The organism is Microbacterium fluminis, from assembly GCF_051549805.1.
Classification (GTDB): Bacteria; Actinomycetota; Actinomycetes; order Actinomycetales; family Microbacteriaceae; genus Microbacterium.
In genome coordinates this window covers 3189959-3210497 of record NZ_CP196042.1, presented here as the reverse complement: position 1 = coordinate 3210497, position 20539 = coordinate 3189959, and the positions used below count along the sequence as shown (strand labels likewise).

Here is a 20539-nt window from a genome sequence, read left to right as displayed (position 1 = left end):
CCTCGAGTCGGGGTCAGCGCCTGCGCCCGGCGGCGAGCGCCTTCTCGAACGATTCGAGCGTGCCCCGCGCCGTGCGCTCCCACGAGAACAGCGCGGCGCGCTCGTACCCGCGCTCCGTCAGGTCGCCGAGGATGTCCGGCCGCGTCGCGGCGGTCGTCATCGCGGCCGCGATCGAGGAGAGGTCGTTCGGGTCGGTGAACAGGGCCACGTCGCCGACCACCTCGCGATAGACCGGCAGATCGCTGATCATCACCGGAAGGCCGGCCATCATCGCCTCGAGCGCAGGCAACGAGAATCCGTCCGCGAACGAGGGCATCGCCAGCACGGTCGCCGTCGAGTAGAGCTCGCGCATCTCGTCGTCGTCGACCCACGACTTCAGCTCGACCCAGTCCTGCATCCCCGTCTCCTCGACGACGGCCCGCAGCGGATCGTCGCCGTGGCTGCCCGTGACGATCACCCGAGGACGGTGCTCGGGGGCGACGAGGGGGAGCGCGCGGATCAGGGAGGGCCAGTTCTTGTGGGGCCGGCGGTTGCCGGTGGCCAGGACCATCGGTCCGTTCTCCGAGGCGCGCGAGCGGTCGGCTCCGGGCACGCTCGAACCCGCGAGGGGGACGAGGTCGATGCGGTCGGCCGGCACCTTCAGGTAGCGGATGATCGCCTGCCGCGACTCCTCGCTGATCGTCAGGACGCGCGTCGCGTTCCGGGCGGTGAGCCGCTCGATCGCCTTCACCGGCTCGGTGTACAGCGGCGTCGACATGTACTGGGGGTGACTCCAGTAGAGCATGTCGTGCATCGAGATCACCGCGGGCATGCTCGTGCGCCACGGACCCAGGGTCATGGGGGAGTGCAGGAGGTCGGCGCCTGCCTTCGCGGCGGCACGGCCGCACGTGAGCTCGCCCCACGCCCACGCGAAGCGGTTCTCGCCGCTGATCCCCGATGCGATGGCCTCGCCCGGGAACCACGAGCGGTCGAGCTGCCAGCCCTCCGTGCTGAAGTAGCCGATGTACTCGTGCTCGGGGGCGAGGCGCCCCAGCTCGCGATAGAGCTGGCGGGCGTAGATCTCCATGCCCCCCTTCTTGCCGGTCAGGGAGAGCAGGTCGACGAAGATCCGGGCCATGTCAGGTACTCGATTCGGAGACGGGGGCGCCGGAGCGGGCGACGGGGACGGCGCGACCGCGACGCGTGACGCGCATGACGGGGCGCTCGACGAGGAACCAGCTCGCGGCCGCGAAGACGAGGGTGGCGAGCACGTTGACCGCCATGAAGCCCCAGATCCCCAGGCCCGCGGCTCCGACGAGCACGAGCAGCTGGGCGGTCGGCCATGCGTAGATGTAGAAGCCGTACGACACGTCGTGCGTCGCGATCAACCGGGGCTGCCGCACCACCGTGCTGAGCCACAGCAGGCCGTAGGCGAGGAGGGGGGCGGCGAGCTGGCCGCCGAATCCCGGCACCAGGATGATCGGGACGGCCGCCGCGATCAGGCTGGCGATGCCGACCCAGGTGCGCATGCCCCAGCGATCGAAGACGACGTACGCCACGACGCCGCCGAGGAAGAAGGGGAGCAGCTTGAACAGGAGGCCGAAGCTGGCATCCAGGCCCAGCCGCCCCCAGAATCCCATCGTCGCGTGGATGCCCACCGAGACGACCCACAGGGCGATCGGGAACCAGACCGTCTTGCGGAAGATCGCGAGGAAGCCGAGGGTCCACACGATGATGTAGCAGAAGAACTCGTAGTAGAGCGTCCACAGCGACCCGTTCCAGGCGCCGGGGTAGGGGACCGTGCCCAGCGTCCACGAGATGTTGTACGAGTTGATCTGCAGTCCGATGTTCGCCCAGATGTACTCGAGCGGGGTGACCGGCGTCGTGAAGAACCCGCCCAGCTCGCCGCGCTCGATGAGGCCTGCGACGGGGGCGAAGACGAAGGCGGTGACGACCAGGCAGACGAGGAACGCGGGATAGATGCGAGCGATGCGATGCACGAGGAACTCGCCGGTGCCGTGACGCAGCCGGCTGCCCGTGATCAGGAACCCGCTCAGGACGAAGAACCCGGCGACCGCCCATCCGCCCAGGTTCTCGCCGTGCAGCATCGGACCGGTGCCGTTGCCGGTGATGTAGAACGCGTGGGCGAACAGCACCGCCGCCGCCAGGATCAGACGGAAGAGGTTGAGGCTGTTGCGGCTGTGCGGGAAGGCGCGGCTCGACGTGGGGGCCGTGACCATTACTTGAGCAGACTCCGCTCCGCCATCTCCTTCAGGGAGCGCTCGTAGCCGCTCTCCTCCACCGGCTCGGTGAGCACCCATTCGACGAAGCGCCCGACACCGCTGCGGAAGTCGGTCTGCGGGGTGTAGTCGAGGACGGTGCGCAGCACGGTGGTGTCGGCGATGTTGTGGCGGATGTCGCCGAGGCGGTAGTTGCCTGTGACGGTGGTCGGCACCGTCGTGCCGAACGCGGCGAAGAGCGCATCGACGACGTCGTTGACCGTGGTGGCGACGCCGCTGCCCACGTTGATGACGCGACCGGCCGCGGCGGGCAGCGTCGCGGCGAGGAACGTCGACTCCACGACGTCGTCGATGTAGACGAAGTCGCGGCTCTCGAGTCCGTCCTCGAAGATGTTGATGCTCTTGCCCTGCCGGATGAGGGTGGAGAAGATCGACAGGATGCCCGTGTACGGATTCTTGAGCGACTGTCCGGGACCGTACACGTTCTGGTAGCGCAGGGCGACGGGTTCGACGCCGATCGTCGGCGCCACCGTCATGATGAGCGACTCCTGCATCTGCTTGGTGATGCCGTAGACAGACGACGGATGCAGCGCCGCACCCTCGTCGGTGGGGATCATCTCGAGCGCGCCCTCGCCCGGGGCGTGCACCTCGAAATCACCCGCGGCCATGTCCGCGTCGGAGCGGTGCGGCGGGTGGACCACCCGACCGTCGTCCGTGCGGTACGCGCCTTCGCCGTAGATCGACCGCGACGACGCGATCACGAGGCGCCCGACCGAGTGCTCCTCGTTGGCGAGCAGGTCGAGGAGCTTGGCGGTGCCGCCGACGTTGGCATCGACGTAGCGGTCGATCTCGTACATGGACTGCCCGGTACCGGTCTCGGCGGCGAGGTGGACCACGATCGTGGCGCCGCGCAGTGCGGTGCGGAGGTCGTCCACCGAGGTGACCGTGCCGTGGATCACCGTGGCGACGCCGTCGAGGGAGCGCAGGAGGGGAGAGGTCGTCTCGGGGTGGTCGCCGTGCACCTGCGGGAGGAGGGAGTCGAGCACGGTCACGGTGTGCCCGGCGTCGACGAAACGGCGGGCGAGGCGGGTTCCGATGAATCCGGCGCCGCCGGTGATCAGGACGTGGTCGGCCATGGAAGGTCTCCTGGGAGAGGACGGATGCCGGCGGTGCGGCCGGAAGCGGAATCGCCCGTCAGTACGCGAAGACGTGCGCGACAGTCGATTGTATCCCGGCGCCCGTTCCGTGCCGGAGGACGCCCGGGAGCTCGGCGAGGGCGTGCAGGCGGGACATCGCGCGCAGACGCGCGGTGCGCGCCGTGCGCGACCATCCCTGCGCCGCCGCGATCTGCCGTGCCTGCGCGTAGTAGGTGCGCTCGTCGCGGAACCGGCGACCGTCGAGGAGGGTCTTCTGGGATGCGCTGCCCCCGTGGCGGCGGTACGAGAAGCACACCGTCGGGTTGTAGGCCAGGGTGCCGCCTTCGAAGGCGATGTCCATGAGCAGCGCGAGGTCCTGGATGATCGGCAGCCCGTCGCGGAAGTCGATGCGCCGCAGCGTCTCGGTGCGGAAGGTGAGCGACGGCCAGTACAGCCAGTCCCCGCGGATCAGGCTCGTGGCCATCCGCTCGCCCTGCAGCACGGCGATGCCGTGGCCGTGCCGCGGTGCGAGCAGTCCGGTCTTGACGCGGTCGACCAGGGGGCGGACGACTGCGCCGTGCTCGTCGATGACCTGCACCCCCGGCTGGATGACATCGGCGTCCGGCACGGCGGCCACGGTGCGGGCGATCACGTCGACGTAGTCGGGGTGGAGGAGGTCGTCGCATCCCAGGATCGTGATGTGCTCGGTGGTGGCCCGCCGGATGGCTTCGCGGTAGTTCTCCGTGATGCCCAGGTTGACCTCGTTGCGCGTATACGTGATGCGCTCGTCGTCGAGGGCGGCGAAGTACGCCGGGACGGAGTCGTCGGGGTAGCAGTCGTCGATCACGACGAGGCGCCAGTCGCCGTTGCGCTGGTCGCGCACCGAATCGACGGTCTCGTACAGGAGGGCGGGGTCGCCCCAGAAGGGCACGAAGATCTCGAGAGTCATGACGGTTCGAGCCTACGGGAGTCGCCTGGGAGCGTCCGGTCCCCTCCGGGCGTCGCGACGCGCGACGATAGGATCGAGGGAGCGCACCCGCTCTCCGCCGTGCCCGCGGCACACGAACCACGAAGGTGGAATGGATGGATCTTCTCGTCGTCGGCTCGGGATTCTTCGGACTCACGATCGCCGAGCGTGCCGCAGCATCCGGTCGGAAGGTGTCGGTCATCGATCGTCGCCACCACATCGGGGGCAACGCCTACAGCGAGGACGAGCCCGAGACCGGCATCGAGGTGCACCGGTACGGCGCGCACCTCTTCCACACGTCCAACCCGACGGTGTGGGAGTACGTCAACCGCTTCACGACCTTCACGAACTACGTGCACCGCGTCTACACGAACCACAAGGGCGTCGTGTTCCCCCTGCCGATCAACCTCGGGACGATCAACCAGTTCTTCCAGAGCGCGCACACGCCCGACCAGGCGCGCGCCCTCGTCCACGAGCTCGCCGGCGAGTTCGACCCCAAGACGGCTCAGAACCTCGAGGAGCGCGGCATCGGCCTCATCGGCCGGCCCCTCTACGAGGCGTTCATCCGCGACTACACCGGCAAGCAGTGGCAGACCGATCCGAAGGAGCTCCCCGCGGAGATCATCAGCCGGCTCCCGGTGCGCTACACCTACGACAACCGTTACTTCAACGACACGTGGGAGGGGCTGCCCACCGACGGCTACACGGCGTGGATCGAGCGCATGGCCGACCACCCGAACATCGAGGTGAAGCTCTCCACCGACTTCTTCGACGAGTCTCAGCCGCTGAACAAAGCGGCGACCGTCGGCCAGCTTCCGATCGTCTACACCGGCCCGGTCGACCGCTACTTCGACTACGCCGAGGGCGCGCTGAGCTGGCGCACCATCGACCTCGAGCAGGAGGTGCTCCCGGTCGGCGACTTCCAGGGCACCTCGGTGATGAACTACGCCGACGCCGACGTCCCCTACACGCGCATCCACGAGTTCCGCCACTTCCACCCGGAGCGCGAGGATCGCTACCCCAAGGACAAGACCGTCATCATGCGGGAGTTCTCCCGCTTCGCCGACCGCGACGACGAGCCGTACTACCCGATCAACACCGCGGACGACCGCGCGGGCCTGCTCGCGTACCGGGAGCTGGGCAAGGGGGAGAAGGACGTGCATTTCGGCGGACGGCTCGGCACCTACCAGTACCTCGACATGCACATGGCGATCGGCTCGGCACTGTCGATGTGGAACAACGCGCTCGCGTAGCGCGGGCACGGCCGTGACGACGTTCGGCGAGGACGAGTCGTGAAGGTGCTGCTGACCGGGGGCGCGGGCTTCATCGGCAGCGCCGTCGCGTACGCCTGCCTCGATCGCGGGATCGACGTCGTGGTGCTGGACGACCTCTCGACCGGACGCGACGGCGTACCGCCGGGGGCCTCGATGTACGTCGGCGACATCGCCGACGGCGCCGTGATCGACCGCATCGTCGCGGACCACCCCGAGATCGCCGTCGTCATCCATTGCGCCGCGAAGACGATCGTCGCGGAGTCGATGAGCGACCCGCTGGACTACTACGCGACGAACGTCGGCAAGACCGCCCTGATGCTCGAGGCCCTGCGAACCCGCGGGATCCAGCGGGTCGTCTTCAGTTCGTCCGCCTCGATCTACCGGGCCGACGACGGCTCCGGTCTCGACGAGGACGCCCCGCTCCTCCCGTCGAGCCCCTACGCGGCGTCGAAGATGATCGGGGAGCGGATGCTGGCCGATGCATCCCATGCGGGACAGACCCGGGCGCTCGCGCTCCGCTACTTCAACCCGATCGGCTCGGACCCGCTCCTGCGCACCGGCTTGCGTGACGAAGCGCCGACGCACGTCGTGGGACGGCTGATCCACGCGTGGGAAGTCGGCGAGACGTTCACCATCACCGGGGTGGACTGGCCGACATCGGACGGGAGCGGCGTGCGCGATTTCGTCCACGTCTGGGATCTCGCGCTCGCACACGTGCGCGCGATCGAGGTGTTCGACGAGGTCGTGACCGCCGCGATGCCGTTCCGTGCTCTTAACATCGGGGTGGGAGTGCCGATGACCGTCCGGCAGCTGACCGGGATCTTCGATCGAGTGGTCGGCGGCGGGATGGAGGTGCGCGAGGGTGCGCGCCGTCCGGGCGATGTCGCCGGAGGGTACGCGGCGGTCGATCGCGCGCGGGACCTGCTCGGCTGGAGCGCGACGAGGACCGTCGAAGAGGGCATCCGCGACGCTCTGGCGTGGCGCCGGCTTCTGATGTCGGGCGCGCGCCCCTAGGCGGCCAGCGCCGGCATCGGCTGCCACGCGGCATCCCGCGCGATCGCGCGACCGTCGCGGAGCCCGCGGAGCAGGTGGGACGTGCCGCGCACGGTGCGCTCCACGAGCACCAGCCGGATGAGCTCCTTGCCGAACGTCAGGGCGGTCCCGAGACCGAACATGACCGGGTTGTAGACGCCTTTCGCACGGTAATAGCGCTTGATGATCGCCCGGTTTCGCATGATGTAGTAGCGGTAGGCGTTGCTCGAGGCGTTCATGTGACGCACGCCGAAGTCGTGCTGCTTGATCTCCCGCGTGCGGCGGAGCACGAACTCGTCGACGATCACCGATGCGGTGATGCGGGAGGCGAGCCAGCCGTAGAGCTGGTCGTCCCAGTAGATGAAGAAGCGCGGGTCGGGAAGGCCGATGCGTGCCACGATGTCGCGATGGATGAACATGCCCTCGAAGCATCCGGAGTTCATCGCCTTGAAGCCGGACTCGTCGAAGCCGGCCGGAGCGAACGGGATGGGGATGGCCATCGATTCGGCGACGCGGTATTGCCAGTAGAACGGACTGCCGTCGTAGTCGTAGCGGCGCCCCTGGATGCTCTTGAAGCGCGGCGCCCAGTGCCCCATGCGGGCCAGACCGTCGGGGAGCACCTCGACGTCGTCATCCATCAGCCACATCCAGGTCGACCCGAGCTCGTAGGCGACGCGCATGCCCTCGCTGAACCCGCCGGATCCCCCCGTGTTGGTGTCGAGGCGGCGGTAGACGATCTCGGTGCCGACGCGGTCGCGATAGGACTCCACGACGTCCGTGGTGTCGTCGGTGGAGGCGTTGTCGACGATCACGACGTGGCCGGGCTTCGGGTCCATCTCGACGAGGGAGTCGAGCAGGCGGGTCAGCAGGTGCGACCGGTTGTACGTCACGATCGCGATCGTGGCCGTCGCGGGGTCGAACGCGGATGCCTCGGTCACGAGGCGTCCTCGAACGTGCGTCGCCAGGCCTCCGGCGATGTCAGGTCGGCGCTCGCGTTCCGATACTGCGCCGCGAGCTTCGGCCACTCCCGCTGGAGCCGGGCGTGCAGCCGGAGGCTGTCCAGGAGCATCGCCCGGAACTTCCGGCGGTTGCGCGTGTACACGTTCTTGCCCGATCCGTCGGCCGCGCTCACCAGAGCGCTGTCGTAGTGCGGCAGGCGCCACCAGTGCGCGTCGCCCTTGCCGAACTCCACCTCGGGCTGACGGATGTTCTCGGGCCGCGGAGCGTGGAACCAGTGCGACAGGAGGGTGGTCAGCGTGAACCACCTCAGCGCGAGGCCGGTCGGGCTGTCGAACTCGTTCAAGCGCTGACGCTTGAACACGATCCGGCCCCGGCGGGATCGCATCGGCACCCCGCTGTCCTTGTGCACGAGGGTCTCGGGGAACTCCTTCGCCAGGGCGCGCGCCGCCGGCATGGCGGTGGCCAGGTTCGCGCGCATGTGCGCGGGACCGGAGAGGATGTCGCGCAGCGCCCGGTGCCGCAGCGCGACCGGGTAGTACTGCATCATCATGAGGTGCTTCAGATCGACGCGACGGCTGTGACGGATGAGCGTTCCGCCGTTGGGGGAGTGCGAGTGCAGGAGTCCCGCCACGATGCGGTTGCGGGCATGGAAGTACGCCTGCCAGTCGATCGAGTCGTCCTTGCCCACCCATGACACGTGCCAGAGCGCGACGCCGGGCATCGACACCGTGGGGTAGCCCGCGTCGCGGGCGCGCAGGCAGTGCTCCGCGTCGTCCCATTTGATGAAGGCGGGCAGCGGCAACCCGATCTCTCGGATGATCTCCGTCGGGATGAGGCACATCCACCAGCCGTTGTAGTCGGCGTCCAGCCTCATGTGCAGCATGGGCGATTGACGCAGGTTGGCGACGCTGAAATCGTGCGGAAGCTTCTCCTGGTAGAGAGCGCGCCACATGAAGGGCTGATCGTCGACCACCTCCGCCCAGGCGTGCAGCTTGGGGCGGTCGAGCAGGTCGAACATGTGCGCGCCCACGACCGTCGGCACGGAGGCGAACCGTCCGAACACCACGGAGCGGCGCACCGACTCGGGCTCGATGCGCACGTCGTCGTCGAGGAGTTGCACGAAGTCGCTCGTGTCCGGTCGGTGGAGGGTCTCCGACATCGCCCGGGCGAACCCGCCCGAGCCGCCGAGGTTCGGCTGCGTGATGACCTGCAGCGTGTCGCCCAGGGCGCCGCTCACCGCGGGGAACTCCGGCTCGGCGTCGACGCGCTGGTCGCCCTGGTCGATCACGAAGATCCGGTCGAGCACCTCGAGCACGTCGGCGGACTCCGAGAGTGCGGTCAGCGTCTGGATGCAGTAGTCGGGCTTGTTGTAGGTGGTGATGCCGATCGACGCCTTGCCGGTGCGCACGGGCTCCTGATCCGTCGTCCACTGCGCGCCCTCGAACAGCGCGTTCTTCTCGTCGGCGACGATGTCGAACCAGATCCAACCGCCGTCGCTGTACTGGTCGAGCACGAGGTGGAACTCCGACACCGCGACGTCGTCGACCTCACGGGTCTCGACGCGCTGCCGAACCCCCGCACCGTTCGATCGGTAGACGAGGACCGTCGCCGGGCCCTTGGTGCGCACCGTCAGCGTCACATCGCGCACGGCGGTCCAGTGCTGCCAGTACGAGGCGGGGAACGCGTTGAAGTAGGTGCCGAACGATACGCGTCGCCCTGCGACGATCCGCGCCGTCGTGCGGCCGAGGATGTTGCCCAGCTGCGCCCGGTTCGACACGCGCACGGGCTCCTCGTCGATGACGGACCACGTCTCGGGATCGACGTAGAGGGGGAGGAGATCGGGGTCGCGCTCCGTGGGGAAGACGACGTTCTGCAGAACGTGGGTCACGTGTCGGGGCTCCTGATGGTCGGCGCGTGCAAGGGGATGCCGAGAATCGAGCCTACCCGGCCGCGCCGAGCGGACCCTGGATGTCGCCCGCCCCATGCAGTCGTCGTGACCGGAGCGGGCTCACCCACCGGCTATCCTGTGCCTGACGTCTGGGGGAAGGGCGAGCATGAGCGACGCGATCGGCATCGTCGGCGGCGGCATCGTCGGGGTCGCGCTCGCGCGCGCCCTGACCGCGCGGGGTGACCAGGTCACGGTCTTCGAGAAGGAGGGGCGCCTCGCTCAGCACCAGACCGGCCACAACTCGGGCGTGGTGCATGCCGGCCTCTACTACACTCCGGGCTCGCTCAAGGCATCCCTCTGCGCGGCCGGGCGTGCTCTCCTCCGCGATTTCTGCGCGGAGAGGTCGCTGCCGTATCGCGAGGTCGGGAAGCTCGTCGTCGCTGTCGACGAGTCCGAGCTGCCGGCCCTCGCCGAGATCGAACGCCGCTCGATCGCCAACGGCGTGCCCGACCTCGTCCGCATCGATGACGGGGCCGGGCTCCGTGAAATCGAGCCGCACGTGGCGGGAGTCGCCGCAGTGCACTCCCCGCACACCGCCGCGGTCGACTACGCGTCGATCACCGAGGCGATGGCGCAGGACGTGCGCGCGGCGGGAGGAGGCATCCGCCTCGGCCACGAAGTGACACGGCTGCGCACCGAGAACGGACGGGTGCGGGTGGTGACGCCGGTCTCGGACGACGTCTTCGACCGCGTGATCGTCTGCGCGGGGCTGCAGTCCGACATCGTGGCGCGGCTCGTGGGTGCCGACCCCTCGCCGAAGATCCTGCCGTTCCGCGGGGAGTACTGGGAGATGGCGCCGGGGCGCACCGATCTCGTGAAGGGCATGATCTACCCGGTGCCCGACCCGCGGTTCCCGTTCCTCGGGGTGCATTTCACGCGCGGGGTCTACGACAACGTCCACGTCGGGCCGAACGCGGTACCCGCGCTCGCACGCGAAGGGTACGACTGGCTGCGCATCTCTCCGAAGGACACGTGGGAGTCGCTGCGCTGGCCGGGCGCGCTGCCGCTGGCGAAGAAGCACTGGCGGATGGGTGTCGACGAGATCTCGGGGTCGCTGATCAAGCCGCTGTACTTCCAGAAGGCGCGTCGGTTCGTGCCGGAGCTGCGGATGTCGGACCTCACGCACAAATCCGCCGCCGGCGTCCGTGCGCAGGCGTGGGGCCGCGGCGGCGAACTGCTCGACGACTTCGCCGTCGATCAGGTCGGGGCCGTCACCCTCCTGCGCAACGCCCCCTCGCCCGCGGCGACGAGCTCGATGGCGATCGCCGACTACGTGATCGCGCACCACCTGACGGACTGAGTCAGCGCTCGGCGGCCGCGACACCCTCCGGCAGGCCCTGCTCCATCGCGATGCGCTGCTCGGCGGGACCGACGCCGATGAGCGGGGACTGTTTGATCTTGAACCCGAGCATCGCCAGGAACATCCAGCCCCACAGCACCAGCGGGGCGGAGTCGGACAGGCCCACCACGAGCAGCACGGTCGCCAGCAGGGTCGGCAGGAGCGTCAAGGGGGAGTAGGGGCGATCGGCGCGGAGGTCCCACCGCGGCCGATCGACGGCGAAGAACCACGAGCGCCAGACGAACGCGAGGTACGTCATCCCGATGAGCACGACGCCGACGACGCCCAGCTGCAGCAGCACGTCGATCCACATGCTGTGCGCCTGCGTGACCACGCGGCCGTCCTCGACGAACGATCCGTACAGCGCAGGATCCCAGGGCAGCCACGGGTTCGCGTAGCCCCATCCGGCGCCCGGGCGCTCGCCGGCGCGGGCGAGGACGGCCTCCCAGATCCGCTCGCGGGCGGCGAGGTCGGCACTGCGCCCGAGCGCGGCGAAGATCGGCTCGCGCACGAACCACAGCGCGGTCAGTCCGCCGAAACCGACCACCGCGTAACCGATGTAGTGCTTGGTGCGCTGCCCCGGCCGGGCGGCGGTGCGCATCAGCAGCACCGTCGCGAGCACGACGAGCACGCAGCCGGCCGCGAGCAGCGCGGTCGCGGAGCCGGAGCGCCACAGGAGGTACGCGGCGAGCACGAGCCATCCGCCCAGCAGCACCCGGCGCGGGGCGCGCGCGGCGAAGCGGAGCGCGAAGACCACGATCGCCACGAGGGCGATCGCCCCCAGCAGGTTGGCGCTGCCCCAGATCCCCTGCAGGCGGCCGCCGCCGAACAGCTGCCCGTCCGACCACGCCGCGCCGTCGATGCCCGCGAAGAGCGGAGGCAGCGGCCCGCGCACGAAGAGCGCGACGCCGAGCTCGAACAGGATCGACAGACCGAGGGCCCATTTCAGCGCCGACACGATCGTGCGCACCAGCTCGCGCCACGTGAGCACGCTCGCCACGAAGAAGGCCTGCAGCGTGGTGACCACCAGCAGCAGCCAGGTGAGGGCGGATGTCGCGATCCACGCCGACCACGCCAGCGACAGGCCCGCCCACAGCACATAGGCGAGTGCGAACCAGGGGAGCCGCCGCCACTGCACGACCGGCCGGACGTTCAGCCAGACCACGACGGACACGACCGCGCTCGCCCCCACGAGGACGGCCGTGGCGATCGCGCCGATCGCGTGGATCCAGGCGACCCCGGCGACGGCGGAGAAGAGCACGAAGATGCACCAGGCGCGCAGCGCGAGATGCCCCGTCTTCTCGCGGACCGGGGCGGCCGGGGGCGCCGACACCGGATGCCTCGTGTGGACCGTCATCGTGGACTCAGGCTAGCGCGACCCCGCGCCTAGGCTGGAGGGGTGCTGACCCGCCTCTCCAACACCCCGCGCGACTACGCGTGGGGGTCGACCACGCTGATCGCCGAGCTCGAGGGTCGCGCGCCGAGCCCCCGCCCCGAAGCCGAGGTGTGGCTGGGGGATCACCCCGGCGCGCCCGCGCGGGTCGACGACGGCTCCGGCCGCACGCTCGACCAGGTGCTCGGCGCCGAGCACCGGCTCCCGTACCTGCTGAAGCTGCTGGCCGCGGCATCCGCTCTGTCGATCCAGGCGCATCCGTCGAAGGCGCAGGCGGAGGAGGGCTTCGCGCGGGAGGATGCCGCGGGCATCCCGGTAGACGCGGCCGAGCGCAACTACCGGGACGACAACCACAAGCCCGAGGTGATCGTGGCGCTGCGCGACGGTTTCGAGGCCCTCAGCGGGCTGCGCGACCTCGCCGCGACGCGACGGCTGCTCACGGCGCTCGGCCCGGCGGCGGCGCCGTTGCAGGAGTGGCTCGCCGGCTCCGACGACGACACCGTCCTGCGCGAGACGATCGCGTGGCTGCTGTCGGGCGACGCGCGCGAGACGGTCGCGGCGATCGTCGCCGCGGCCGGGACCGCAGGGCCGGGGGAGTTCGCCGCCGAACTCGCGATCACGCGCCGCCTCGCCGCGCTGCAGCCCGACGATCCGGGCATCGTCGTCGCACTGCTGATGAACCTCGTGGTGCTGCGCCGGGGCGAGGCCCTGTTCGTCCCGGCCGGCATCCTGCACGCCTACCTGTCGGGCATCGGCGTGGAGATCATGGCCGCCAGCGACAACGTGCTGCGCGGCGGTCTGACCCCCAAGCACATCGATGTCGCCGAGCTGCTGCGCGTGCTCGACGCGTCGTCGGGCCCCGCGACGCTGCTGCCGGCCCGCACGGTCGCCGAGGGGGTCGAGCGCTTCGCGCCGGGCGTGCCCGACTTCGCGCTGCTGCGCGTGCGAGCGGATGCCGCGCACGAGGTCGCGACCTCCGGCGCGGCCATCGCGCTGTGCACCGCGGGTGCCCTCGAGGTGCGCGGGGCGGGCGGGGAGTCGGTGTCGCTGCGTCCGGGGGAGTCGCTGTTCGCGAGCGCGGACGAGTCGCCGCTGCGGGTCACGGGGGCGGGCGAGCTGTTCGTGGCCGAGCCGGGGGAATGAGCCCGCCGCGCGATCGAGATGAGATTTCTCTCATGGGGCTGAGGACGACACGCGGACGGCGCGTCGCGAAGGTTCAACCGCCGGATGAGGCTTTAGTATCCGCGACTTGACCTCAGCGAATTACACCGGTGTAATTGGTCTCGTACACATCCGGGGGGATACAGGGGTGGGAGATCGAGATGACGGGTTATCGCTCAGGCGTCCCTGACAACTGGTTCGTCGATCCAGTTCAGCTGGGCGTTCCGGGGGTGCGTCGACCTGCAGAGGCAGTCGATGACAACCCGCTGTCCTGGCAGACCGACGCGCTGTGCTCGCAGACGGATCCGGAGGCGTTCTTCCCCGAGAAGGGCGGCTCCACCCGTGACGCGAAGCGCATCTGCACGACGTGCGACGTCCGCGGCGAATGCCTGGAGTACGCGCTGCAGAACGACGAGCGCTTCGGCATCTGGGGCGGACTCAGCGAGCGCGAGCGTCGCAAGCTGAAGCGTCGCGCCTGACGCGATCACGCCGAGGCTCGGCAGGGATGACGGGCCTCGGAGTGGTCGCGCCGTGCGACCGGGCCGGGGTGTCGGCCGGGATCGCCGAGATCGCGCGCTTAGGCTGACCACGTCATGCCCGCCAGAGTCCACGCCATTCTCGTAGTGCGCCCCGACGGGCGCACCTCGGCGGCCCTCCACCTGAAGCGCACCCTCGCCGCGCTCGGCGAGCAGCAGCGGCGCATCGACGCGCTGACGATCGTGCTGTGCGGCGAGGAGGACGGCCTGCGCGAGATGGCCTCGGGATCGGGAGCCGAGTCGGTCATCACCACCGGATCGGGCACCCGCTTCGCTGCGGCGGCCGCCCTGGCCACCCCCCGCCTGACCGGGGACGCGGTCTGGCTCCTCGCGCAGGACACCGCGCCCGAGCCGGAGGCCCTCGCGCGGCTGGCGGGCGCCCTCGAACTCGCGCCGTCGGTCGCCTACGTCGCGCCGAAGCTCGTCCGCTGGGACGACCGCACCGCGATCGTCTCGCTGGGCGTGAGCATGACCGCCTCCGGACGCACCGTCGGGCTCGCCGACGGACAGCTCGACCAAGGGCAGCACGACGGGGACGACGACGTGCTCGCCGGCGATGTGCGCGGCCTGCTCGTGCGCACCGACGCGTGGCGACAGCTGGGAGGTCTCGACCGCGCGCTCCTCGGCGCGGACGAGGGCCTCGACCTCGGCGTGCGCGCGCGTCTGGCCGGCGCCCGGGTGTCGGTCGTGCCGTCGTCGGTCGTCGCCGTGGCCGGCGACGGTGTCGCGGGGGTCTCCGGAGCGCCCCGAGGGCCGGGGGCGCAGCGTCGCGCGCTCAGCGAGCGCACCGCGCGTCTGCACCGCCGCCTCGTCTACGCGCACCCGGTCGCGCTGCCGTTCCTGTGGCTGAGCCTCTTGCCGACCGCGCTCTGGCGCACCGTCGTCCACCTCGTGGCGAAGCATCCGCTCCTCGTCGGGATCGAATGGGCCGCGACCGCGCTCGCGTTCGTGCGGGTGGGGTCGGTGGCGGCCGCCCGCGGCCGCATCCGGGGTGCGCGTCGCGCGCCGTGGAGCCAGCTCGCCCCGTTGCGCGTCACGCGGGCGCAGCTGAGGGAGCGGGGTGACGACGACGATCCGGATGCCGCGACGGCCCCCGTGCGCGAGGAGCTCCGGTTCTTCGTGGGCGGCGGTGCGTGGCTGGTGCTGGCCGCGCTGGTGCTCTCGATCCTGGTGTTCGCGAAGCTCCTCGCCTGGCCCGTCCTAGGCGGAGGAGCACTCGAACCGCTCCGGGCCACCGTCGCGCAGCTGTGGACCGATGCCGCGTACGGCGTCCGGGCGTCGGGACTCGGCGGGGCCGCACCGGCCGACCCGTTCGCCGCGGTGATCGCCGTGCTCGGATCGCTCTGGCCGGGCGAGCCGTCCCGCGCGATCGTGCTCCTGTGGATCGCGGCACTCCCGCTGGCCGCGCTCGGCGGCTGGTTCGCCGCCACCCGGATCACCTCCCGTTCGCTCCTGCGCATCGTCGGCGGTGCGGTGTGGATGCTCGCCCCGACATTCCTCGCGGCGCTGACCACCGGCCGTCCGACCGCCGTGCTCGTGCACCTCCTGCTGCCGTGGCTGTTCTTCGCGGGGAGCGTCGCGCACCGGTCCTGGGCGGCGGCGGGGGCGGCATCCCTCCTCCTCCTCGCCGTCGCGGCGTGCGCGCCGTCGTTGGCGCCCGCGCTGGCGGTGCTCGCGGTGGTCGCGATCGTGCTCGCGATCGTGCTGCGGTCCGGACGTGGCGTGCCCCGCCTGATCTGGACGCTCGTGCCCACGGCCGTGGTGTTCGCTCCGCTCGCCTGGGCGCATCTGCGCGCCGGAACGATGCTCGGACTCCTCGCCGATCCGGGAGTCGTGTGGGCGGGACCGCAGGTGGGCGCGGATGCCGCCGGTCGCGCGCTCCTGGCCGCAGGGTTCCCCACCTCCGATCCCGGCGGCTGGGGGCTGTTCCTCGACGGCGTGCCCACCTGGTGGGTGCCGCTCCTGGCCGCGCCCCTCGCCGTCCTCGCCCTCGTCTCGCCGCTCACCGTGCGCTGGGCCGCCGGAGCCGTGATGCTCGGCGTCGCGGCGGTGGGGCTGGGCACGGCGTTCGCGGTCGTCGGCATCTCGGTCTCGTTCTCGCAGTCCGTTCCGGTGCCACTGTGGCCGGGAAGCGCGCTCAGCCTCGCGTGGCTCGGCGTGCTCGGCGGCGCCCTCGCCGCCCTCGACGCGCTGCGGATGCCTCGTCTGGCCGTCGTGCGCAGCGTGCTGGCCGGCGCGGCCCTGCTCAGCATCGTCCTGCTCGCCGTCCCGGCCCTGACCGCGGTCGCCCGCGACTCGGTCGAGCGCGACACGGCAGCCCTCGCCAACGGCCCCGACAGCACGCTCCCCGCCTACGTGGCCGCCGCCGGACGCGACGATCCCGACGTGGGCACGGTCACCCTCGCGCCGCAGAGCACCGGCGGGGTGGCGGCGCGGGTCGTGTGGGGCGGCAGCGACACGATCGGCGGGCAGTCCACCCTCTCCGCGACCCGCACGGCGGTCAGCGACGCCGATCGCCGGATCGCCGCGCTCACCGCCGACCTGATCACCTCCAGCGCCGGCGACGTCGTGCAGCGACTCGCGGATGCCGGCGTGGGCTTCGTGCTGCTCGCTCCGGCGGCGACGCCCGAGTCCGACGACGCGCGTGCGTTCCGCCTGGCAGCCGTCACCGCGCTCGATCAGCGCGACGGCCTCGACACGGTGGGATCGACCGCCAAGGGCGACCTGTGGCGCGTCACGGCCCCCACGCAGCCGCGCGCGCACGACGAGGCGTCGCGCTCCCGCGCGTGGGCGATCGCCGCGATCCAGCTCGCCGCGGTCGCGGCCGCCCTGCTGCTGGCGGTGCCCACGCGCGTCTCGCGCCGTGCGGCCCGGCGGTCGTCGCGCATCGTCGGCCCCGACGGAGGAGAGATCCGATGAGCGACGGCTCCCGCTACCGCTGGGCCACCACCAGTGCCCGTGTCGTGATCGGCACCGCCGCTGCGGTCGGCTTCGCCGCACTGGTGGTCACGGCCGTCGCGGCCCCCTGGCCGACCCTCGCGCGCGAGCCGGTCTCGGTCGAGGCCACCCCGGCCCCCGCCGCGAACGTGCTGGCATGCAGCGGCGGACTCCTCGCCCTGGGGCGCGGCGTTGGTGGCGCCGGCACCCCGGTCGTGGCCACAGGGCAGACCGTGATCTCGGGCGCCGCGACCGGTGACCCGCGCCTGTCCACGCTGCGCGGGGCCGGGGGCCTGTCCGCAGGGGGCACCGCGCTGTCCGCAGGCCCCGAGGGCGGACGGATCGTGGATGCCGCGGCCACGGGCTCGTCGGTCGCCTCCGACGCCGATCTGCGCGGTCTGGCCGTCTCGGCCTGTCGTCAGCCGCTGACGGAGTCGTGGCTGATCGGCGGGGCCGGCACCACGGGCTCGGCGGATATCGTGCTGCTGGCCAATCCCGGCGCTGTGCCCGCCACGGTGCAGCTGACGGTATACGGCACTAACGGACCGGTCGTGCCGCCCGGCGGATCGTCGATCGTGGTGCCCGCGGGCACGCAGTTGGCCGTGCCGCTGGCCGGACTCGCCCTCGGCGAGGCCAGCCCCGTCGTGCGGGTGAGCGCGACGGGCGCCCCCGTCATGGCGGCGCTGCAGACCTCCACGACCCGAACGCTCGTCGCCAGCGGCGTCGATCAGATCGGCGCGGTGCCCGCCAGTGCCCCCGACGTGACGATTCCCGGCGTGGCCGTGACCGCCGCCCCGAGCGCTGCCGGCGCGTCTGCAGCATCCACCCTCGTGCGCATGCTCTCCCCGCTGGGAGCGGCCTCGGCGACCGTCACGGTCACCGCGGTCGGCGCCACCCAGCCGGCCACGGCGCCCACGACCGTGCCGCTGGGCGCCGGCGCGCCTCTCGAACTCGACCTCAGCGGCCTGCCCGTGGGGCAGTACACCGTGCGCGTGCAGGCCGAGCTGCCCGTGGTGGCGGCCGTCTGGCAGGTCGCCGGGTCGGGCGATGCGACGGATTTCGCCTGGTACACGCCCGCGCCGGCGCTGACGACGCCCAGCCTGTTCGCCAGCCCCGCCGATGCCGCCGCGACGCTGACCCTGGTGAACGAGGGCGACACCGAGACGACCGTCCGCCTGGGTCCGGTCGGCGGGTCCGCGCAGTCGGTCGTCGTGCCCGCGCACGGCAGCGCGGCCACGACGCTCGCCGCACGGACCGTGTACTCGCTCGATCCGGGTACCGGGGTGCGTGCGGGAGTGTCGGCTGGCGGCGCGGGCGGCCTCGCGGCGTTCCCGGTGTGGCCCGCCGACGCGGCGGCGCGCACCATCACGGTCTATCCGTAGGGCGGCTCAGAAGTACCGGAACCGCTCGGGGCCGAGGTCCCAGGGATCGCGGTCGAGGTATTCCGCGGCGGCGCGGAAGACGCAGCCCTCGACCATCATGCGTCGATGCAGATCGTCGTCGCGGTGCGGATGCCCCAGTCGTTCGATCGGCAGCCGGTAGACGATGATGCGCTTCTCGGTCGGCAGGGCCGTCCAGCGCGGTATGCCGCCCTCGTCGGTCTCCTGCGGGAGGTCGGCGATCTCGAAGCTGACGTCCTCGAGCTCCGGCCAGGCCGACCGGAGGAACTCCGCGGCGGTGCCCACCGCCAGGTCGAATCGCTCGGCGCGGGTGTCCAGCGGCGGAAGCGGCGGCCGCACGACCGGGCTGCGGTCCTCGCGGCCGTGGCGGCCGTGACGGGAGGGCCGCCGGCGTACCGGAGCAGGGGTGTTCGCCGACCGTCGCCACGCCATGAGCCCCATCCTAGGTCTCCGGTCGGGCGGTCCGGCGCGGCATCCCGATCCCGTCCCGGAGCCGCACTAGCATGACGACGATGCGCGAGAGACTGTGTTCGAAGGTGGCCTGCGCCCGCGAGGCCGTCACCACCCTGACCTACGACTACGGGGATCAGATGGCCGCGCTCGGTCCCCTGGGCGCGGGCGACGACCCGCACGCCCACGATCTCTGCGCGATCCACACCGATCGGCTGTCCGTCCCGAAGGGCTGGATCGTCGTACGGCACGAAACGGTGCGCTGACTCCCACCGTCGGATGCGAGAATGGCGGGATGTCGACTTCTGCCGTTGTCTCCACCACGCCCGCGTACGCCGTCGCCGATCTCTCGCTCGCCGAAGCCGGTCGCCACCAGCTGAGGCTGGCCGAGAACGAGATGCCGGGGCTGATGGCCCTCCGCGAGGAATTCGGCCCTTCGCAGCCGCTCGCCGGCGCCCGCATCGCCGGATCGCTGCACATGACGGTGCAGACCGCGGTGCTCATCGAGACGCTCGTCGCCCTCGGCGCCCAGGTGCGCTGGGCCAGCTGCAACATCTTCTCCACCCAGGACGAAGCCGCCGCCGCGGTCGTCGTGGGCCCGAACGGCACCGTCGAGGCCCCCGCCGGGGTTCCGGTGTTCGCGTGGAAGGGCGAGACGCTCGAGGAGTACTGGTCGTGCACCGACCGCATCTTCGATTGGTCGGACGAGGGCGCCGACGGCCCCAACCTCATCCTCGACGACGGCGGTGACGCCACCCTGCTCGTGCACAAGGGCGTCGAGTTCGAGAAGGCAGGCGCGGTGCCGGATGCCGCGCCCGGCGACTCCGCCGAGTACCGCGTGATCCTCGACCTGCTCCGCTCCTCGCTCGCGTCGGACGCCGGCCGCTGGACCCGCATCGCCGACGGTCTCCTGGGCGTGACCGAGGAGACCACCACGGGCGTGCACCGGCTGTACGAGCTCGCCGCCGCGGGCACCCTGCTGTTCCCCGGGATCAACGTGAACGACTCCGTCACGAAGTCGAAGTTCGACAACAAGTACGGCATCCGCCACTCGCTGCCCGACGGGCTCAACCGCGCCACCGACGTGCTCATCGGCGGCAAGACCGTGTTCGTCGTCGGTTACGGCGATGTGGGCAAGGGTGCGGCCGAGGCGCTGCGCGGTCAGGGCGCGCGCGTGATCGTCGGCGAGATCGACCCGATCTGCGCGCTGCAGGCCGCGATGGACGGCTACCAGGTGAAGCCGCTCGACGCCGTGATCGGCGACATCGACATCATCGTGACCGGCACCGGCAACCAGGGCGTCGTCACCGTCGACCACCTGCTCGGACTCAAGCACCTCGCCATCGTCGCCAACGTCGGCCACTTCGACGACGAGATCGACATGGCCGGGCTGGAGGCTCTCCCGGGCGCCGAGGCGATCGAGATCAAGCCGCAGGTGCACGAGTGGCGCCTGCCCACCGGCCGCAGCGTGCTCGTGCTCAGCGAAGGCCGACTGATGAACCTCGGCAACGCCACGGGGCATCCGTCGTTCGTGATGAGCGCCTCGTTCACCAACCAGGTGCTGGCGCAGCTGGAGCTGTACACGAACACCGCGGAGTACCCGATCGGCGTCTACGTGCTCCCCAAGGTGCTCGACGAGAAGGTCGCCCGTCTGCACCTCGATGCGCTCGGCGTCGAGCTGACCACCCTCACCCCGCAGCAGGCCGCCTACATCGGCGTCCCCGTCGAGGGCCCCTACAAGCTCGACCACTACCGCTACTGACCCGCCCCGGCGCGCGGCCGACGCG

The 20539-nt window shown here is 71.1% G+C and carries 17 protein-coding genes; 9 read left to right on the top strand and 8 right to left on the bottom strand.

Annotated elements, in window-relative coordinates; translation table 11 throughout:
• Positions 1–13 precede the first annotated feature (13 nt).
• Genes ACSJDX_RS15520 through ACSJDX_RS15505 form a run of 4 tightly spaced genes read right to left on the bottom strand, consistent with a single transcriptional unit; the run spans position 14 to position 4304 of the window.
• Positions 14–1117 (bottom strand): glycosyltransferase family 4 protein, encoded by a 1104-nt coding sequence (locus ACSJDX_RS15520; RefSeq protein ID WP_438353531.1) that lies wholly within the window; start codon positions 1115–1117, stop codon positions 14–16.
• Between the two features lies 1 nt (position 1118).
• Complete coding sequence (locus ACSJDX_RS15515) at positions 1119–2219, bottom strand: acyltransferase family protein (RefSeq protein WP_438353530.1); 1101 nt, start codon at positions 2217–2219, stop codon at positions 1119–1121.
• Positions 2219–3355: an NAD-dependent epimerase/dehydratase family protein gene (locus ACSJDX_RS15510; RefSeq protein ID WP_438353529.1), complete on the bottom strand. Its 1137-nt coding sequence runs from the start codon at positions 3353–3355 to the stop codon at positions 2219–2221. The genes ACSJDX_RS15515 and ACSJDX_RS15510 overlap by 1 nt, the downstream gene beginning before the upstream one ends.
• Before the next feature lie 58 nt (positions 3356–3413).
• On the bottom strand, positions 3414–4304 hold the full coding sequence (locus ACSJDX_RS15505) for a glycosyltransferase (RefSeq protein ID WP_438353528.1): 891 nt from the start codon (positions 4302–4304) through the stop codon (positions 3414–3416).
• Between the two features lie 134 nt (positions 4305–4438).
• Between ACSJDX_RS15505 and glf the strand changes: the two genes are divergently transcribed.
• Positions 4439–5575 carry a UDP-galactopyranose mutase gene (glf, locus tag ACSJDX_RS15500; RefSeq protein ID WP_438353527.1) on the top strand — a complete coding sequence of 379 codons (1137 nt, stop codon included), beginning with the start codon at positions 4439–4441 and terminating at the stop codon, positions 5573–5575.
• A gap of 39 nt (positions 5576–5614) precedes the next feature.
• Positions 5615–6610, top strand: a complete 996-nt coding sequence (gene galE / locus ACSJDX_RS15495; RefSeq protein ID WP_438353526.1) for a UDP-glucose 4-epimerase GalE — start codon at positions 5615–5617, stop codon at positions 6608–6610.
• On the opposite strand, the gene ACSJDX_RS15490 is transcribed toward galE, so the two are convergent.
• Together ACSJDX_RS15490 and ACSJDX_RS15485 are read right to left on the bottom strand one after the other, a co-directional pair.
• Positions 6607–7566, bottom strand: coding sequence for a glycosyltransferase (locus ACSJDX_RS15490; protein WP_438353525.1), 960 nt, complete (start codon positions 7564–7566; stop codon positions 6607–6609). The genes galE and ACSJDX_RS15490 overlap by 4 nt on opposite strands.
• Positions 7563–9476, bottom strand: coding sequence for a glycosyltransferase (locus tag ACSJDX_RS15485; RefSeq protein WP_438353524.1), 1914 nt, complete (start codon positions 9474–9476; stop codon positions 7563–7565). The genes ACSJDX_RS15490 and ACSJDX_RS15485 overlap by 4 nt, the downstream gene beginning before the upstream one ends.
• A gap of 166 nt (positions 9477–9642) precedes the next feature.
• On the opposite strand from ACSJDX_RS15485, the gene lhgO reads away from it, so the two are divergent.
• A complete protein-coding gene (gene lhgO, locus ACSJDX_RS15480) occupies positions 9643–10836 on the top strand; it encodes an L-2-hydroxyglutarate oxidase (protein WP_438353523.1) in 1194 nt (397 codons plus the stop codon).
• Position 10837: 1 nt separating this feature from the next.
• Here lhgO and ACSJDX_RS15475 read toward each other — a convergent pair whose 3' ends face one another.
• The gene (locus ACSJDX_RS15475) at positions 10838–12232 is read right to left on the bottom strand and encodes an O-antigen ligase family protein (protein WP_438353522.1); all 1395 of its coding nucleotides are present in this window, start codon (positions 12230–12232) and stop codon (positions 10838–10840) included.
• Between the two features lie 42 nt (positions 12233–12274).
• Here ACSJDX_RS15475 and manA point away from each other — a divergent pair, with 42 nt between their 5' ends.
• From manA to ACSJDX_RS15455, 4 genes are all read left to right on the top strand, one after another.
• Entirely contained in the window at positions 12275–13411 is a 1137-nt protein-coding gene (gene manA / locus ACSJDX_RS15470; protein WP_438353521.1) for a mannose-6-phosphate isomerase, class I, read from the top strand.
• A 179-nt stretch (positions 13412–13590) separates the two neighbouring features.
• Positions 13591–13908, top strand: coding sequence for a WhiB family transcriptional regulator (locus ACSJDX_RS15465; protein WP_438353520.1), 318 nt, complete (start codon positions 13591–13593; stop codon positions 13906–13908).
• Between the two features lie 114 nt (positions 13909–14022).
• Entirely contained in the window at positions 14023–16884 is a 2862-nt protein-coding gene (locus tag ACSJDX_RS15460; protein ID WP_438353519.1) for a glycosyltransferase, read from the top strand.
• Positions 16881–18284 carry a DUF5719 family protein gene (locus tag ACSJDX_RS15455; protein ID WP_438353518.1) on the top strand — a complete coding sequence of 468 codons (1404 nt, stop codon included), beginning with the start codon at positions 16881–16883 and terminating at the stop codon, positions 18282–18284. The genes ACSJDX_RS15460 and ACSJDX_RS15455 overlap by 4 nt, the downstream gene beginning before the upstream one ends.
• A gap of 6 nt (positions 18285–18290) precedes the next feature.
• Here the strand turns inward: ACSJDX_RS15455 and ACSJDX_RS15450 are convergent, their stop codons facing one another.
• Positions 18291–18734 carry a metallopeptidase family protein gene (locus ACSJDX_RS15450; protein ID WP_438353517.1) on the bottom strand — a complete coding sequence of 148 codons (444 nt, stop codon included), beginning with the start codon at positions 18732–18734 and terminating at the stop codon, positions 18291–18293.
• 80 nt (positions 18735–18814) lie between these two features.
• Between ACSJDX_RS15450 and ACSJDX_RS15445 the strand changes: the two genes are divergently transcribed.
• On the top strand, positions 18815–19018 hold the full coding sequence (locus ACSJDX_RS15445; protein ID WP_438355011.1) for a DUF3499 family protein: 204 nt from the start codon (positions 18815–18817) through the stop codon (positions 19016–19018).
• 29 nt (positions 19019–19047) lie between these two features.
• Positions 19048–20514 carry an adenosylhomocysteinase gene (ahcY, locus tag ACSJDX_RS15440; RefSeq protein ID WP_438353516.1) on the top strand — a complete coding sequence of 489 codons (1467 nt, stop codon included), beginning with the start codon at positions 19048–19050 and terminating at the stop codon, positions 20512–20514.
• Positions 20515–20539 lie beyond the last annotated feature (25 nt).

Excerpts from the sequence above, each read along its gene's own strand:
- ACSJDX_RS15520 (WP_438353531.1), bottom strand. The coding sequence starts at position 1,117 with ATGGCCCGGATCTTCGTCGACCTGCTCTCCCTGACCGGCAAGAAGGGG.
- ACSJDX_RS15515 (WP_438353530.1), bottom strand. The coding sequence starts at position 2,219 with ATGGTCACGGCCCCCACGTCGAGCCGCGCCTTCCCGCACAGCCGCAAC.
- ACSJDX_RS15510 (WP_438353529.1), bottom strand. The coding sequence starts at position 3,355 with ATGGCCGACCACGTCCTGATCACCGGCGGCGCCGGATTCATCGGAACC.
- ACSJDX_RS15505 (WP_438353528.1), bottom strand. The coding sequence starts at position 4,304 with ATGACTCTCGAGATCTTCGTGCCCTTCTGGGGCGACCCCGCCCTCCTG.
- glf (WP_438353527.1), top strand. The coding sequence starts at position 4,439 with ATGGATCTTCTCGTCGTCGGCTCGGGATTCTTCGGACTCACGATCGCC.
- lhgO (WP_438353523.1), top strand. The coding sequence starts at position 9,643 with ATGAGCGACGCGATCGGCATCGTCGGCGGCGGCATCGTCGGGGTCGCG.
- ACSJDX_RS15475 (WP_438353522.1), bottom strand. The coding sequence starts at position 12,232 with ATGACGGTCCACACGAGGCATCCGGTGTCGGCGCCCCCGGCCGCCCCG.
- ACSJDX_RS15465 (WP_438353520.1), top strand. The coding sequence starts at position 13,591 with ATGACGGGTTATCGCTCAGGCGTCCCTGACAACTGGTTCGTCGATCCA.
- ACSJDX_RS15460 (WP_438353519.1), top strand. The coding sequence starts at position 14,023 with ATGCCCGCCAGAGTCCACGCCATTCTCGTAGTGCGCCCCGACGGGCGC.
- ACSJDX_RS15455 (WP_438353518.1), top strand. The coding sequence starts at position 16,881 with ATGAGCGACGGCTCCCGCTACCGCTGGGCCACCACCAGTGCCCGTGTC.
- ACSJDX_RS15450 (WP_438353517.1), bottom strand. The coding sequence starts at position 18,734 with ATGGCGTGGCGACGGTCGGCGAACACCCCTGCTCCGGTACGCCGGCGG.
- ACSJDX_RS15445 (WP_438355011.1), top strand. The coding sequence starts at position 18,815 with ATGCGCGAGAGACTGTGTTCGAAGGTGGCCTGCGCCCGCGAGGCCGTC.
- ahcY (WP_438353516.1), top strand. The coding sequence starts at position 19,048 with ATGTCGACTTCTGCCGTTGTCTCCACCACGCCCGCGTACGCCGTCGCC.